Origin of the sequence: Enterobacter cloacae complex sp. FDA-CDC-AR_0132, assembly GCF_003010695.1 — a bacterium.
Lineage (GTDB): Bacteria > Pseudomonadota > Gammaproteobacteria > Enterobacterales > Enterobacteriaceae > Enterobacter > Enterobacter ludwigii.
The window spans coordinates 1,457,102-1,473,149 of sequence record NZ_CP027618.1 but is presented as its reverse complement, the minus strand read 5'-3'; the positions used below and the strand labels follow the sequence as shown (position 1 = coordinate 1,473,149).

At 54.1% G+C, this 16,048-nt stretch carries 14 protein-coding genes; 13 read left to right on the top strand and 1 reads right to left on the bottom strand.

Annotation, left to right across the window (positions count from 1 at the left end):
- Positions 1–4 precede the first annotated feature (4 nt).
- Positions 5–1,270 carry an ATP-dependent RNA helicase RhlB gene (rhlB, locus tag AM379_RS07215; protein WP_014172158.1) on the bottom strand — a complete coding sequence of 422 codons (1,266 nt, stop codon included), beginning with the start codon at positions 1,268–1,270 and terminating at the stop codon, positions 5–7.
- A gap of 144 nt (positions 1,271–1,414) precedes the next feature.
- On the opposite strand from rhlB, the gene trxA reads away from it, so the two are divergent.
- The 13 genes from trxA to thrP all read left to right on the top strand — a co-directional run bounded on the left by trxA (position 1,415) and on the right by thrP (position 16,017).
- Positions 1,415–1,744 carry a thioredoxin TrxA gene (trxA, locus tag AM379_RS07210; RefSeq protein ID WP_004386384.1) on the top strand — a complete coding sequence of 110 codons (330 nt, stop codon included), beginning with the start codon at positions 1,415–1,417 and terminating at the stop codon, positions 1,742–1,744.
- Positions 1,745–2,085: 341 nt separating this feature from the next.
- On the top strand, positions 2,086–3,345 hold the full coding sequence (gene rho / locus AM379_RS07205) for a transcription termination factor Rho (protein ID WP_008501566.1): 1,260 nt from the start codon (positions 2,086–2,088) through the stop codon (positions 3,343–3,345).
- A gap of 242 nt (positions 3,346–3,587) precedes the next feature.
- The gene (gene wecA, locus AM379_RS07200; RefSeq protein ID WP_032679228.1) at positions 3,588–4,691 is read left to right on the top strand and encodes a UDP-N-acetylglucosamine--undecaprenyl-phosphate N-acetylglucosaminephosphotransferase; all 1,104 of its coding nucleotides are present in this window, start codon (positions 3,588–3,590) and stop codon (positions 4,689–4,691) included.
- A gap of 12 nt (positions 4,692–4,703) precedes the next feature.
- Positions 4,704–5,750 carry an ECA polysaccharide chain length modulation protein gene (wzzE, locus tag AM379_RS07195; RefSeq protein WP_106503570.1) on the top strand — a complete coding sequence of 349 codons (1,047 nt, stop codon included), beginning with the start codon at positions 4,704–4,706 and terminating at the stop codon, positions 5,748–5,750.
- A 55-nt stretch (positions 5,751–5,805) separates the two neighbouring features.
- Entirely contained in the window at positions 5,806–6,936 is a 1,131-nt protein-coding gene (wecB, locus tag AM379_RS07190) for a non-hydrolyzing UDP-N-acetylglucosamine 2-epimerase (RefSeq protein WP_040019196.1), read from the top strand.
- Positions 6,933–8,195 carry a UDP-N-acetyl-D-mannosamine dehydrogenase gene (gene wecC / locus AM379_RS07185; protein WP_106503569.1) on the top strand — a complete coding sequence of 421 codons (1,263 nt, stop codon included), beginning with the start codon at positions 6,933–6,935 and terminating at the stop codon, positions 8,193–8,195. Before wecB ends, wecC begins: the two co-directional genes overlap by 4 nt.
- Positions 8,192–8,869: a dTDP-4-amino-4,6-dideoxy-D-galactose acyltransferase gene (gene rffC, locus AM379_RS07180; protein WP_106503568.1), complete on the top strand. Its 678-nt coding sequence runs from the start codon at positions 8,192–8,194 to the stop codon at positions 8,867–8,869. The genes wecC and rffC overlap by 4 nt, the downstream gene beginning before the upstream one ends.
- Before the next feature lie 4 nt (positions 8,870–8,873).
- Positions 8,874–10,004, top strand: a complete 1,131-nt coding sequence (gene rffA / locus AM379_RS07175; protein WP_020882890.1) for a dTDP-4-amino-4,6-dideoxygalactose transaminase — start codon at positions 8,874–8,876, stop codon at positions 10,002–10,004.
- Position 10,005: 1 nt separating this feature from the next.
- On the top strand, positions 10,006–11,256 hold the full coding sequence (wzxE, locus tag AM379_RS07170; protein ID WP_106503567.1) for a lipid III flippase WzxE: 1,251 nt from the start codon (positions 10,006–10,008) through the stop codon (positions 11,254–11,256).
- Entirely contained in the window at positions 11,253–12,332 is a 1,080-nt protein-coding gene (locus tag AM379_RS07165; RefSeq protein WP_047356049.1) for a TDP-N-acetylfucosamine:lipid II N-acetylfucosaminyltransferase, read from the top strand. The genes wzxE and AM379_RS07165 overlap by 4 nt, the downstream gene beginning before the upstream one ends.
- On the top strand, positions 12,329–13,681 hold the full coding sequence (wzyE, locus tag AM379_RS07160; RefSeq protein ID WP_020882888.1) for an ECA oligosaccharide polymerase: 1,353 nt from the start codon (positions 12,329–12,331) through the stop codon (positions 13,679–13,681). Before AM379_RS07165 ends, wzyE begins: the two co-directional genes overlap by 4 nt.
- A 12-nt stretch (positions 13,682–13,693) precedes the next feature.
- A complete protein-coding gene (wecG, locus tag AM379_RS07155; protein WP_020882887.1) occupies positions 13,694–14,434 on the top strand; it encodes a lipopolysaccharide N-acetylmannosaminouronosyltransferase in 741 nt (246 codons plus the stop codon).
- A 197-nt stretch (positions 14,435–14,631) separates the two neighbouring features.
- The gene (gene thrP / locus AM379_RS07150; RefSeq protein WP_014172144.1) at positions 14,632–16,017 is read left to right on the top strand and encodes a bifunctional threonine/serine APC transporter ThrP; all 1,386 of its coding nucleotides are present in this window, start codon (positions 14,632–14,634) and stop codon (positions 16,015–16,017) included.
- Positions 16,018–16,048 lie beyond the last annotated feature (31 nt).

The following is a 16,048-nucleotide window of genomic DNA, read 5'->3' as shown; positions in this document are numbered from 1 at the left end:
TTTTTTAACCTGAGCGACGACGATTACGCGGCGCGCCAGATCGACGCGGGCCATTGCCGGAGCGGGCGCGGGTAAGGCGCTTAGCCGGCGGCAGTTCGCTTAATAGCGCATCCGGGTTGTACTTACTCACCGGAATAGAATGGCCGATGTACGTCTCAATCGCCGGCAGGTTCAGCGCATACTCTTCACACGCGAGGCTGATAGAGTGGCCGCTTGCACCCGCACGACCGGTACGACCGATACGGTGTACATAGTCTTCACAGTCATCCGGCAGGTCATAGTTAAAGACGTGCGTAACGGCTGGAATGTGCAGGCCGCGCGCTGCGACGTCGGTGGCGACCAGAATATCGAGATCGCCACGGGTGAATTCTTCAAGAATACGCAGGCGTTTTTTCTGCGCAACATCGCCCGTCAGCAGGCCAACACGGTGACCGTCTGCAGCCAGATGGCCCCAGATATCTTCACAGCGGTGCTTGGTGTTCGCGAAGATAATGGCGCGGTCTGGCCATTCTTCTTCGATCAGCGTTTGCAGCAGACGCATTTTCTCTTCATTGGAAGGATAGAAGAGTTCTTCTTTGATACGGTGGCCGGTTTTCTGCTCGGGTTCCACTTCCACATATTCGGCGTTGTTCATCTGCTCGAATGCCAGTTCGCGTACGCGATACGACAGGGTCGCAGAGAACAGCATGTTGAGGCGCTGATTCGCGGGTGGCATGCGGCGGAACAGCCAGCGGATATCTTTAATGAAGCCCAGATCGTACATACGATCAGCTTCATCCAGCACCACAACCTGGATGGCACCAAGGTTAATGTGGTTCTGTTTTGCGTAGTCGATAAGACGGCCGGTGGTACCGATCAGGATATCCACACCGCTTTCCAGCACTTTCAGCTGCTTATCGTAACCATCGCCGCCATAAGCCAGGCCGATTTTCAGGCCCGTAGCCTGCATCAGGGGTTCAGCGTCTGCGTGGATCTGTACCGCCAGTTCTCGCGTCGGGGCCATAATTAGCGCGCGCGGCTGGTTAACTTTGCGGTCTGCAATCGCTGGATGAGAAAGTAAATAATGAAACGTTGACGTTAAAAACGCCATCGTTTTGCCAGTACCGGTTTGCGCCTGCCCTGCTACGTCACGTCCCGCCAGCGTCAGCGGCAGGGCGAGAGCCTGAATGGGCGTGCAGTTATGAAACCCTTTATTTTCAAGGGCTTCGATCACTTTTGGGTGCAGGGCGAAGTCGGAAAACTTCTGTTCTGTTAAATGTGTTTTGCTCATAGTGTGGTAGAATATCAGCTTACTATTGCTTTACGAAAGCGTATCCGGTGAAATAAAGTCAACCTTTAGTTGGTTAATGCGACATCAACACGTCGTTGATGAGGGCGAAACCAACGCACCAGGCTTATTCCTGTGGAGTTATATATGAGCGATAAAATTATTCACCTGACTGACGACAGTTTTGACACGGACGTACTTAAGGCTGACGGGCTGACACTCGTCGATTTCTGGGCTGAATGGTGTGGTCCTTGCAAAATGATCGCCCCGATTCTGGATGAGATCGCTGACGAATATCAGGGCAAACTGACCGTTGCCAAGCTGAACATCGACCAGAACCCGGGCACCGCACCAAAATACGGTATCCGTGGCATTCCGACCCTGCTGCTGTTCAAAAACGGCGAAGTGGCAGCGACCAAAGTGGGCGCACTGTCCAAAGGTCAACTGAAAGAGTTCCTCGACGCTAACCTGGCGTAAGGTTTCTTTGCTGCGCGTCCAGAGCGCCTAAATTATGTGGAACTCTGGACGCCCGGCTGAAGTCGTGCTAAGTTAGCTATGACTTCGTTTTAAACATATCTTGTTGTTTGAATCTTGTTTTACCCGATACTTCCCGTTGTTGACACAAACAGTGCGTGAAGTTGCTAAATTCCGGGCTTGTCACTCAATCCGTCTTGTCGTTTCAGTTCTGCGTTTTTTCCCTGTGACCAGACAGCGAACAGACATGAGTTGATGGCCGCTAAACAGGCATGGATGACCCTGCCATACCATTCACAACATTAAGTTCGAGTATCACCCCGAGTTTAAGAACCCACACCATTATGAATCTTACCGAATTAAAGAATACGCCGGTTTCTGAGCTGATCACTCTCGGCGAAAATATGGGGCTGGAAAACCAGGCTCGTATGCGCAAGCAGGACATCATTTTCGCCATCCTGAAGCAGCACGCTAAGAGTGGCGAAGATATCTTTGGCGACGGTGTGCTGGAGATATTGCAAGACGGATTTGGTTTCCTCCGCTCTGCAGACAGCTCCTACCTCGCCGGCCCTGACGACATCTACGTATCCCCTAGCCAAATCCGCCGTTTCAACCTCCGCACTGGTGACACCATTTCAGGTAAGATTCGTCCTCCAAAAGAGGGTGAACGCTACTTTGCGCTGTTGAAAGTGAATGAAGTTAACTTCGACAAACCGGAAAACTCCCGTAATAAGATCCTGTTTGAGAACTTAACGCCGCTGCACGCGAACTCTCGCCTGCGCATGGAGCGTGGTAACGGCTCAACTGAAGATTTAACCGCTCGCGTCCTGGATCTGGCATCGCCTATCGGTCGTGGCCAGCGTGGTCTGATCGTCGCACCGCCAAAAGCGGGTAAAACCATGCTGCTGCAGAATATCGCGCAGAGCATCGCTTATAACCACCCAGACTGCGTACTGATGGTACTGCTGATTGACGAACGTCCGGAAGAAGTGACCGAGATGCAGCGTCTGGTTAAAGGTGAAGTGGTTGCTTCCACCTTTGACGAACCCGCATCTCGCCACGTTCAGGTTGCGGAAATGGTTATCGAGAAGGCGAAACGCCTGGTTGAACACAAGAAAGACGTGATCATCCTGCTCGACTCCATCACCCGTCTGGCGCGTGCCTACAACACCGTCGTTCCGGCTTCCGGTAAAGTGCTGACGGGGGGGGTGGACGCTAACGCCCTGCATCGTCCAAAACGCTTCTTCGGTGCGGCACGTAACGTGGAAGAGGGCGGCAGCCTGACCATCATCGCTACGGCGCTGATCGATACGGGTTCCAAAATGGACGAAGTTATTTACGAAGAGTTTAAAGGTACAGGTAACATGGAACTGCACCTCTCTCGTAAAATTGCTGAGAAACGCGTCTTCCCGGCTATCGACTACAACCGTTCCGGTACCCGTAAAGAAGAGTTGCTCACCACCCAGGAAGAGCTGCAGAAAATGTGGATCCTGCGCAAAATCATCCATCCAATGGGTGAAATCGACGCAATGGAGTTCCTCATTAACAAACTGGCGATGACCAAAACTAACGACGATTTCTTCGATATGATGAAACGCTCGTAACGCAAATAAAGCCAGCAAGCGCCACGTTTTTACGTGGCGTTTTTCTTTTATGGCTTATACGCTATTAATGCAGACTCCCATTTCAGACCAGTCAGTGCGACAATAAGATAATTCGCACAGTTAAAAATATTAATAGCCTGAATAATAAACAAATGGGGTTGTAAGAGGTATGCTTTATGCCTTCTGGCTTGGCGCCAACATGGTTATACTTCGTTGCCTGACATTTGTTGAGAACATCCATTGTGAACCTACTCGATACGTTTACTGAACTAACCAGTATTTTTTTGTTTACCACTTGCTTTTTGTTTCTTGCACGCAAGGTAGCAAAATATCTGGGCTTAGTGGATAAACCCAACTTCCGTAAGCGCCATCAGGGTATGATCCCACTGGTGGGTGGCATCTCCGTCTTTGCAGGCATCTGTTTTACTTTCGCTATCGCCGACTACTACATTCCCCATGCCAGACTGTATCTGATCTGCGCCACGGTACTGGTTTTCGTTGGGGCACTTGATGATCGCTATGATATAAGCGTAAAAATTCGCGCTTTCGTTCAGGCTGCAGTCGGCATTGCTATGATGGCCGTGGCAAAACTTCATCTAAGTAGCCTGGGGTACATTTTTGGTTCGTGGGAGATGGTTCTTGGGCCATTTGGTTACTTCCTGACCCTCTTTGCCGTATGGGTCGCGATAAACGCGTTTAATATGGTAGATGGAATTGATGGTCTGCTAGGTGGCTTATCGTGTGTTTCGTTTGCAGCTATTGGGATCATTTTATGGTTTGATGGTCAATACAGCCTCGCGATGTGGTGTTTTGCCATGATCGCCGCCATTCTTCCATACATCCTTTTGAATCTAGGCGTTTTGGGTCGTCGCTATAAAGTCTTTATGGGCGATGCGGGTAGCACGTTTATAGGCTTTACCATCATTTGGATCTTGCTCGAAACCACCCAAGGTAAAACACACCCCATTAGCCCGGTGACTGCACTGTGGGTTATTGCTATTCCACTTATGGATATGGTGGCGATTATGTATCGTCGACTGCGCAAAGGGATGAGTCCTTTTTCGGCCGACCGCCAGCATATCCATCATCTCATTATGCGAGCGGGTTTCACTTCCCGACAGGCCTTTGTTCTGATTACGCTGGCGGCTGCTATTCTGGCCGCAATTGGAGTTGCAGCGGAATATGCCCACTTTATTCCCGAATGGGTAATGTTGGTACTGTTCTTGCTAGCATTTTCCCTTTACGGCTATTGTATTAAACGCGCCTGGAAAGTAGCGCGTTTCATTAAGCGTATAAAACGCAGGATGCGTCGAGATAGTGACAACAATCCAACTTTAACTAAATAAAATGGGACTGTGATGACTCAACCGTTGGCGGGAGCAAAATCAGAGATGACCGAGAATGAGCTGGATATCCGTGGCTTGTTTCGCGTTCTATGGGCAGGCAAGCTTTGGATAATAGGCATCGCATTAGGATTCGCGCTCCTCGCGCTCGCATACACTTTCTTTGCAAAACAAGAGTGGAGCGCTACGGCAATCACAGATAAACCAACGGTTAACATGCTCGGGGGGTTCTATTCCCAGCAGCAGTTCCTGCGTAATCTGGATATCAAAGCCAGTCTGGGCACTCCAGACCAGACTTCCGTCATGGATGAGGCCTATAAAGAGTTTGTGATGCAGCTGGCTTCATGGGATACGCGCCGTGATTTCTGGAGCCAGACGGATTATTACAAGCAACGAATGGTGGGCAACAGTAAAGCCGATGCCGCGCTGCTGGATGACATGATTAACAACATTCAGTTTATGCCGGGAGATGCGCTGCGTAACGTCAACGACAGCGTCAAGCTGATTGCCGAAACCGCGCCGGATGCCAATAACCTGTTGCGGCAGTATGTTGCCTTCGCCAGCCAGCGTGCGGCAAGCCACCTGAATGAAGAGCTGAAAGGTGCCTGGGCTGCCCGTACTATCCAGATGAAAGCGCAGGTTAAACGTCAGGAAGAGGTGGCTAAAGCCATCTTCGCCCGCCGTGTACACAATATTGAGCAGGCGCTGAAAATTGCCGAACAGCACAATATTTCCCGCACTGAGACGGACGTGCCGGCAGATGAACTGCCGGATTCCGAAATGTTCCTTCTCGGGCGCCCAATGCTGCAGGCTCGACTGGAAAACCTCCAGGCCGTTGGCCCTGATTTTGACCTCGACTACGATCAAAACCGCGCGATGCTGAACACCCTGAATGTCGGTCCAACAATGGATCCGCTTTTTCAGACCTATCGTTATTTGCGAACGCCTGAAGAGCCTGTAAAACGCGATAGTCCGCGCCGCGCATTCCTGATGATCATGTGGGGGATTGTGGGTGCACTGACTGGCGCTGGCGTGGCGTTAACGCGTCGTCGCACTAACTAAAACGCCGTCTACGATGAAGGCTGCGGCCTTCATCGTCTAATCGAAGAGAATCGATGTGAAAGTACTTACCGTATTTGGCACCAGGCCGGAGGCCATAAAGATGGCGCCTCTGGTTCATGCGCTGGCCAGTGATCCTGATATTGAAGCGAAGGTGTGTGTTACTGCCCAACACCGTGAGATGCTCGATCAGGTCTTAACTCTCTTTTCTATCGTCCCGGATTACGATCTCAATATTATGAAGCCGGGGCAGGGGTTAACGGAGATAACCTGCCGTATTCTGCAAGAGCTCAAGCCGATTCTGGAGTCCTTCAAACCTGACGTGGTTCTGGTGCATGGCGATACCACCACCACGGTGGCAACCAGCCTGGCTGCGTTTTACCAGCGAATTCCTGTCGGCCACGTTGAGGCGGGTCTGCGTACCGGCAACCTTTATTCGCCGTGGCCCGAAGAGGCCAACCGCACACTCACCGGCCATCTGGCGATGTACCATTTTGCGCCCACCGAAAATTCACGACAGAACCTGCTGCGTGAAAATATTGCCGACAACAAAATCTTTGTCACCGGGAATACGGTGATTGATGCCCTGATTTGGGTTCGTGACCGCGTGCTGTCAAACAACGATCTTCAGAAAGAACTCGCCGCACGCTACCCCTTCCTGGACAATGGCAAAAAAACCATTCTGGTCACCGGCCACCGTCGCGAGAGCTTTGGACGCGGCTTTGAGCAAATCTGCCATGCCCTGGCGGAAATCGCCGCGCAGAATCAAAATGTGCAGATTGTCTACCCGGTACACCTTAATCCTAACGTCAGCGAGCCGGTCAACCGTATCCTTGGGCATATAGAAAACGTCCTGCTGATTGAACCGCAGGACTACTTGCCGTTTGTCTGGTTGATGAACCACGCCTGGCTGATCCTGACCGATTCCGGTGGTATTCAGGAAGAGGCACCGTCTCTCGGCAAGCCTGTGCTGGTCATGCGTGAAACGACCGAACGCCCGGAAGCGGTGAAAGCGGGCACGGTACGTCTGGTCGGCACCAATGCACAGCTGATCGTCGAAGAGGTGACGCGCCTGCTGCACGACGACGAAGAGTATCAGGCGATGAGCCGGGCCCATAACCCGTATGGTGATGGGCAGGCTTGTGGCCGTATTTTGCATGCACTTAAACACAATCGGGTATCGCTATGAGTTTTACTACCATCTCTGTCATTGGTCTTGGCTACATTGGCTTGCCCACAGCGGCAGCGTTTGCCTCCCGTCAAAAACAGGTTGTGGGCGTGGATATCAACGCGCGTGCGGTGGAAACCATTAACCGTGGCGAAATTCATATCGTGGAGCCCGATCTCGACCGCGTGGTGAAAGAGGCGGTTGATGGCGGATTCCTGCGTGCCAGCACGACGCCGGTCGAGGCGGATGCATATCTGATTGCGGTGCCAACCCCCTTTAAAGGTGACCATGAACCCGACATGGCTTACGTCGAAGCGGCGGCAAAATCGATTGCACCGGTCCTGAAAAAAGGAGCTCTGGTGATCCTGGAGTCCACTTCGCCCGTCGGTGCTACCGAACAGATGGCGCAGTGGCTGGCGCAAGCCCGACCTGACTTACGCTTCCCGCAGCAGGCGGGCGAGCAGGCTGATATCAATATTGCTTACTGTCCTGAGCGCGTGCTGCCAGGTCAGGTGATGGTAGAGCTGATTAAAAACGATCGCGTGATCGGCGGCATGACGCCAGCCTGTTCTGCACGCGCCAGCGCGCTTTACAAGATTTTCCTTGAAGGCGAATGTGTGGTGACCAACTCCCGCACCGCCGAAATGTGCAAGCTCACGGAAAACAGTTTCCGGGACGTGAATATCGCCTTTGCGAATGAACTGTCGCTGATTTGCGCCGATCAGGGGATTAACGTCTGGGAGTTGATTCGCCTGGCGAATCGCCATCCGCGCGTGAATATCCTCCAGCCTGGCCCGGGCGTGGGCGGTCACTGTATCGCTGTCGACCCGTGGTTTATTGTGGCGCAAAACCCGGCGCAGGCCCGCCTGATCCGCACCGCGCGTGAAGTGAATGACAGCAAGCCACACTGGGTGCTCAGTCAGGTGAAAGCCACCGTAGCGGACTGTCTGGCTGAGAGCGGCAAACGCGCCAGTGAGCTGAAAATTGCCTGCTTTGGTCTGGCATTCAAACCGAATATTGACGACTTACGCGAAAGCCCGGCGATGGAGATTGCAGAGATGATCGCTGGCTGGCACACCGGCGAAACGCTGGTGGTTGAACCCAATATTCATGAACTGCCGGCAAAACTGGCGGGCCACTGTACGTTGACCGCGCTGGATGAGGCGCTGGCGACGGCGGATGTGCTGGTGCTGCTGGTGGATCATAAAGAATTTAAAGCGACGTCCGGTGATGCCGTACGCCAACAGTATGTGGTTGATACGAAAGGTGTCTGGCGTTGAGCCACCTGAAGGGGGTTCTCGAGTCCCTTGAGTGGGAGAGTGCCTTTTTTGGTCTGCCATCAGCCATCGTACGCCTGCGCGACGATGCGCCGGTTCTGACTGAGGCCGACTTCACCGCCTGGCCGCGGGTACAGGCCAGGATCCCCGCAGACCGTGCCGACCTGCTCGATGCGCTCCAGCAACAAGGTTTTCAGCTGGTTGAAGGCGAGGTTGATCTGTCCATTACGCTCGTCTGCCATGATTCGCCCGGTGCGGAAGTGGCAACGGAGCAGGATATCCCCGCGCTGCGTCAGATGGCGGCGCAGGCGTTTGCCCGGAGCCGTTTTCGCGCACCGTGGTATGCACCGGACGACAGCGGGCGTTTCTACGCCCAGTGGATAGAGAACGCGGTAAAAGGCACCTTTGACCATGTGTGCCTGGTGTTTCGCACTGCAGACGGCCAGATTGAGGGATTTGTCTCGCTTCGTAAGCTCAACGCGAATGAGGGGCGTATTGGTTTATTAGCCGGGCGCGGCATGGGCGAAAAACTCATGCAGGCGGCGCTTCACTGGGCGCAGCAGCAACAGCTTTTGACTCTGCGGGTGGCAACCCAGATGGGCAACACCGCCGCGCTTAAACGTTATATCGCGAGTGGTGCCAACATCGACGCCACCGCTTACTGGTTATACAGGTGACAAGATGATTCCATTTAACGCACCACCCGTCGTGGGCACCGAACTCGACTATATGCAGTCTGCTATGGGCAGCGGCAAACTCTGTGGTGACGGTGGTTTTACCCGTCGCTGCCAGCAGTGGATGGAGCAGCGGTTTCACAGCGCTAAAGTCCTGCTGACCCCGTCCTGTACCGCATCGCTGGAAATGGCGGCGTTGTTGCTGGATATCCAGCCGGGCGATGAAGTGATCATGCCGAGCTACACCTTCGTCTCTACAGCGAATGCCTTTGTCCTGCGTGGTGCGAAAATCGTCTTTGTGGATATTCGCCCGGATACCATGAACATCGATGAGACGCTGATTGAAGCGGCAATCACGGACAAAACGCGCGCGATTGTACCGGTTCACTACGCGGGTGTGGCGTGTGAGATGGACACCATCATGGCGATCGCCAAAAAACATGACCTGTTCGTGGTTGAAGATGCCGCTCAGGGCGTGATGTCGACCTATAAAGGGCGAGCGCTGGGAACGATCGGCCATATCGGCTGCTTTAGCTTCCACGAAACCAAAAACTATACCGCCGGTGGCGAAGGTGGTGCGACGCTGATTAACGACCGTGCGCTGGTCGAGCGCGCGGAAGTGATCCGTGAAAAAGGCACCAACCGCAGCCAGTTCTTCCGGGGGCAGGTAGACAAATATACCTGGCGCGATATTGGCTCAAGCTATCTGATGGCCGATCTGCAGGCGGCATACCTGTGGGCGCAGCTGGAGGCAGCGGACCGCATTAATCTTCAGCGCTTGTCCCTGTGGCAAACTTATTACGACGCGCTGCAACCGCTGGCCCAAGCCGGGCGAATAGAGCTGCCGACCCTTCCGGCTGATTGCGTCCATAATGCCCATATGTTCTATATCAAACTGCGCGATAACGACGATCGCAGCAAGTTGATTGCCTGGCTAAAAGAAGCCGAAATTCTGGCGGTGTTCCACTATATCCCGCTGCATTCCAGCCCGGCAGGAGAGGCATTTGGGGTATTCGCGGGTGAAGATCGCTACACCACGAAAGAAAGTGAGCGTTTGCTTCGTTTGCCACTGTTCTACAACCTCGCGCCTGTTAACCAGCGTACGGTGATTAACACCCTTCTGAGTTATTTCGGCTGATATGTCTCTGGCAAAAGCATCGGTGTGGACCGCCGCGTCCACACTTGTCAAAATTGGCGCCGGGCTACTGGTCGTCAAGCTGCTGGCCGTCTCATTCGGCCCTTCAGGCGTCGGGCTGGCAGGCAATTTCCGTCAGCTTGTGACCGTCCTTGGGGTACTGGCTGGCGCAGGGATTTTCAACGGCGTCACGAAATACGTTGCGCAGTACCATGATGATGCGGCCCAGCTTCGCCGTGTTGTCGGTACATCCTCGGCGATGGTCACCGGCTTTTCGACCCTGATGGCGGTTATTTTCCTGCTGGCAGCGGCACCCATAAGCCAGGGGTTATTTGGTCACAACCATTATCAGGGGCTGGTTCGTCTGGTCGCGCTGGTTCAGCTGGGTATTGCCTGGGCTAACCTGCTGCTGGCGCTGATGAAAGGCTTTCGTGATGCGGCCGGGAACGCACTGGCGTTAATCCTCGGCAGCGTCATCGGCGTGATTGCCTACTATTTTTGCTATCGGCTGGGCGGCTATGAAGGCGCGTTGCTGGGGCTGGCGCTGGTACCGGCATTAGTGGTCGTTCCGGCGGTGTTCATGCTAATGCGTCGGGGCACCATTCCGTTGAGTTACCTGAAACCTCAATGGGATAAGGTGCTGGCAAGCCAGCTGGGAAAATTTACCCTGATGGCGCTCATCACCTCCGTCACGCTCCCTGTCGCCTACGTGATGATGCGAAACCTGCTGGCGGCGCATTACAGCTGGGACGAAGTTGGGATTTGGCAAGGGGTGAGCAGTATTTCCGATGCCTACCTCCAATTTATAACGGCTTCCTTTAGCGTCTATTTGCTGCCAACCTTATCGCGCCTGACCTCCAGGCAGGATATCACGCGCGAAATTTCCCGCTCACTGCGGTTTGTCCTTCCCGCCGTTGCGGCAGCCAGTTTAACCGTATGGCTATTGCGCGATGTCGCCATCTGGCTGCTCTTCTCCGCGAAGTTTACCGCCATGCGCGATCTGTTTGCCTGGCAACTGGTGGGCGACGTACTGAAAGTGGGGGCTTACGTTTTTGGTTATCTGGTGATTGCGAAAGCCTCGCTACGGTTGTATATCCTGGCGGAAATCAGCCAGTTTGCATTACTGACCGCATTCTCACACTGGTTGATCCCGTCACACGGTGCGCTGGGGGCGGCTCAGGCCTATATGGCAACCTATATCGTTTATTTCGCTGCCTGTTGCGGCGTATTTTTACTTTGGCGTAAACGCGCATGACTGCACTGATTCACATACTGGGATCGGATATCCCACACCATAACCAGACCGTGTTACGGTTCTTCAATGATGAACTGGCATCGGGGGATCCCGACGCTCGTGAGTTTATGGTTGCCGGTCAGGATAATGGCCTGAGCGTGGCGTGTCCGGCGCTGACTCTCTCTTTCTGGCCGGACAAGGCTGCGCTGGCGAAGGCGGTTGTTGCCAAAGCCAAAGCGGATCGTGAGCAACGTTTCTTTTTCCATGGGCAGTTTAATACCGGCCTGTGGCTGGCGCTCCTGAGCGGGGGGATCAAACCTTCGCAGTGCAGCTGGCATATCTGGGGAGCCGATCTTTACGAAGTCTCCAGCGGCTGGAAATTCCGTCTTTTCTACCCGTTGCGGCGCATGGCGCAGGGGCGTGTGGGATGCGTTTTCGCGACCCGTGGCGATCTCAATTATTTTGCTAAACGCCACCCTGACGTACGCGGTGAGCTACTCTATTTCCCGACCCGAATGAACCCGGCGCTGAACAACATGGCGAATGATACGCCGCGCGAGGGTAAACTGACGATTCTGGTGGGTAATTCAGGCGATCGCAGCAATGAACATCTTGCCGCGCTCAGGGCGGTACATCAGCAGTTTGGCGACACCGTGAACGTGATTGTGCCGATGGGGTATCCGGCCAATAACGATGCCTATATCGATGAGGTCCGCCAGCAGGCACTCGCGTTATTTAGCGCCGGGAATGTGCACATTCTCCACGATAAGCTGGAATTTGATGAGTATCTTGCGCTGCTGCGTCGGTGCGATCTGGGCTATTTCATCTTTGCGCGTCAGCAAGGAATTGGCACGCTGTGTCTGCTGATTCAGGCGGGTGTGCCCTGCGTACTCAATCGCGAAAACCCATTCTGGCAGGACATGGCGGAGCAGCATCTGCCGGTGCTGTTTACTTCCGATGTGCTTAACGAAGAGGTGGTCCGCGAAGCGCAGAGACAACTGGCGCTGGTGGACAAAAGTGCCATCGACTTCTTTAGCCCGAACTACCTCACGCCGTGGCACCGCGCGCTGCGTATCGCTGCAGGAGACAAAGCATGAGCCAGTTGCAATTCAGCGGCTTACTGATCGTTTGGCTTCTGAGCACTTTATTCATCGCCACGCTTACCTGGTTCGAGTTTCGCCGGGTGCGTTTTAACTTTAACGTCTTCTTCTCGTTACTGTTTCTTCTGACCTTCTTTTTCGGATTCCCGCTTACCAGCATTCTGGTCTTCCGGTTTGACGTGAGCGTTGCCCCGCCCGAGATCCTGCTCCAGGCGATCCTGGCAGCGACCTGCTTCTACGCCGTCTACTACGCCACCTATAAAACGCGCCTGCGTTCAGCGCAATCCACCGCGCCGCGCCGGGCGCTCTTCACCATGAACCGGGTGGAGACGCACCTGACGTGGGTGATGCTGATGACGATCGCGCTGGTAAGCGTGGGTATCTTCTTCATGCACAATGGTTTTCTGCTGTTCAAGCTCCAGTCCTACAGCCAGATTTTTTCTGCCGAAGTGTCGGGCGTGGCGCTTAAGCGCTTCTTCTACTTCTTCATTCCGGCGATGCTGGTGATCTTTTTCCTGCGTCAGGACAGCAAAGCCTGGCTGTTTTTCCTGGTGAGTACCGTCGCCTTCGGTTTCCTGACCTACATGATTGTGGGAGGGACGCGTGCAAATATCATCATCGCTTTCGCAATCTTCCTGTTTATCGGCATCATCCGCGGGTGGATCTCTTTATGGATGCTGGTGGCTGCTGGGGTGTTTGGCATTGTTGGTATGTTCTGGCTTGCCCTGAAGCGCTACGGGCTCAACGTAGCCGGTGACGAGGCGTTTTACACGTTCCTCTATCTCACGCGCGACACCTTCTCGCCGTGGGAAAACCTGGCGTTGTTGCTGCAAAACTACGACAAAATCGATTTCCAGGGCCTTGCGCCTATTGTGCGCGACTTTTATGTCTTTATCCCAACCTGGCTGTGGCCAGACCGCCCCGGCGTCGTACTCAACACGGCAAACTATTTTACCTGGGAAGTGCTGAACAACCACTCAGGCCTTGCGATCTCACCTACGTTGATTGGCTCGCTGGTGGTGATGGGGGGAAGCTGGTTTATCCTGCCGGGGGCGGTGGTGGTGGGGCTGATCATCAAGTGGTTTGACTGGCTCTACGTGCGCGGCAACGAAGAAACAAACCGCTATAAGGCGGCTATTTTGCACAGTTTCTGCTTTGGTGCCATTTTCAATATGATCGTTCTGGCGCGTGAAGGGCTGGATTCATTCGTGTCGCGCGTGGTTTTCTTCATGGTCGTTTTTGGCATCTGCCTGTTACTGGCCAAACTGTTGTACTGGCTGTTTGACAGTGCAGGGCTTGTGCATAAGCGCGAGCCGCAGGGCAGCACAACGCTGTCGCAAGTGTGAGTAGGGAAAGTCATGACGGATAAAACTTCTGCACCGCGCTATACGCTGCGCGGTCTGCAGCTTATTGGCTGGCGCGATATGCAACACGCGCTGGATTTTCTGTTCGCTGGTGGTCAGATGAAATCCGGTACGCTGGTCGCCATCAATGCGGAAAAGATGCTGGCGGTGGAAGACAACGCCGAAGTGAGAAGCCTGATAGAAGCGGCTGAATTTAAATATGCCGACGGTATCAGCGTGGTGCGTTCAATCCGCAAAAAGTATCCTGGCGCTAATGTATCTCGCGTGGCAGGGGCCGATCTCTGGGAGCAACTGATGGCACGCGCAGGGGCGGAAGGCACGCCGGTATTCCTGATTGGCGGTAAGCCGGAGGTGCTGGCGCAGACCGAAGCGAAATTGCGCAGTCAATGGAATGTTAACATCGTGGGCAGCCAGGATGGCTACTTCAAACCAGAGGCCCGGCAGGCGCTGTTTGAACGCGTTCGCGACAGTGGCGCGAAAATCATCACCGTGGCGATGGGCTCCCCACGCCAGGAGATCCTGATGCGTGACTGCCGTCAGGTGTGTCCGGATGCCCTTTATATGGGCGTCGGCGGAACGTATGACGTCTTTACCGGCCACGTTAAGCGCGCGCCCAAAGTCTGGCAAAACCTGGGGCTGGAGTGGCTGTATCGCCTGCTATCTCAGCCGACGCGGATTACACGACAGATCCGTCTGCTTCGCTACCTTACCTGGCACTACACCGGGAAAATGTAATCAAAATGTAGCGCGATATGCTGTTCGCGCTGCAACTCCCCTGCAAAACTGCTGCGAATCTGTGCAATGCATTCATTTTTTTTATGCATCGTTTGCCATTTGCCGCATTTTAAGAAACCATTCGCCCCGTATTTTAGTACCCCTAAAAAACAATACCCGGCCTTAAGTCGGGAAACAGCAAACACAATCGAGGATCTATGGCAGAGAAAAAACCGGAGCTACAGCGTGGGCTGGAGGCTCGTCATATTGAACTGATAGCGCTGGGCGGCACTATCGGCGTGGGCCTGTTTATGGGCTCCGCAAGCACGCTCAAATGGGCAGGACCTTCGGTCTTGCTGGCTTATATCATTGCGGGATTGTTCGTTTTCTTCATCATGCGTTCGATGGGCGAAATGCTCTTCATGGAGCCCGTCACGGGTTCCTTCGCCGTTTACGCGCACCGATATATGAGCCCGTTCTTTGGCTACCTGACGGCCTGGTCATACTGGTTTATGTGGATGGCGGTCGGCATCTCTGAAATCACGGCGATAGGGGTCTACGTGCAGTTCTGGTTCCCGGACATGGTCCAGTGGATACCGGCGCTGATTGCCGTGGGGCTGGTGGCACTGGCAAACCTTGCTGCCGTTCGTCTTTATGGTGAAATCGAATTCTGGTTTGCGATGATCAAAGTCACCACCATCATCGTGATGATTGTGGTCGGGCTGGGCGTTATCTTCTTCGGCTTTGGCAACGGCGGGCACGCCATTGGCTTTGGTAACCTGACCGAAAACGGCGGCTTCTTTGCGGGCGGCTGGAAGGGCTTCCTGACGGCACTGTGTATCGTTGTGGCCTCTTATCAGGGGGTCGAGCTTATCGGTATTACCGCGGGTGAAGCGAAAAACCCGCAGGTTACGCTGCGCAGCGCCGTAGGCAAGGTGCTGTGGCGTATCCTGATTTTCTATGTGGGGGCGATCTTCGTTATCGTAACCATCTTCCCGTGGAATGAAATTGGCACGACCGGTAGCCCGTTTGTCTTGACCTTCGCGAAGATTGGCATCACGGCAGCAGCAGGCATCATTAACTTTGTGGTTCTGACGGCGGCGTTGTCAGGCTGCAACAGCGGGATGTACAGTTGCGGACGTATGCTCTACGCGCTGTCCAGAAACAATCAGCTGCCAGCGGCAATGGCGAAAGTTTCGCGTGCGGGCGTACCGGTTGCGGGTGTGGCGGTGTCGATTGTGATCCTGCTGATTGGCTCTTGCCTGAACTACATCATCCCGAATCCGCAGCGCGTGTTCGTTTATGTCTACAGCGCCAGCGTGCTGCCAGGCATGGTGCCCTGGTTTGTTATCCTGATTAGCCAGCTGCGTTTCCGCCAGGCACATAAAAAGGCCATCGCCAGCCATCCGTTCCGTTCCATTCTGTTCCCGTACGCCAACTATTTGACGATGGCGTTCCTGGTTTGCGTATTAATCGGAATGTACTTTAATGAAGATACGCGCATGTCGCTGTTTGTCGGGATGATCTTCCTGGCGGCGGTGACCGCGGCGTATAAGCTTTTTGGTCTGGGCCGCCGCGCTACCTCGCAGAAAGTGGAGGAATAAGCGGCAAAATGTGCAAACCATAACCAAACGC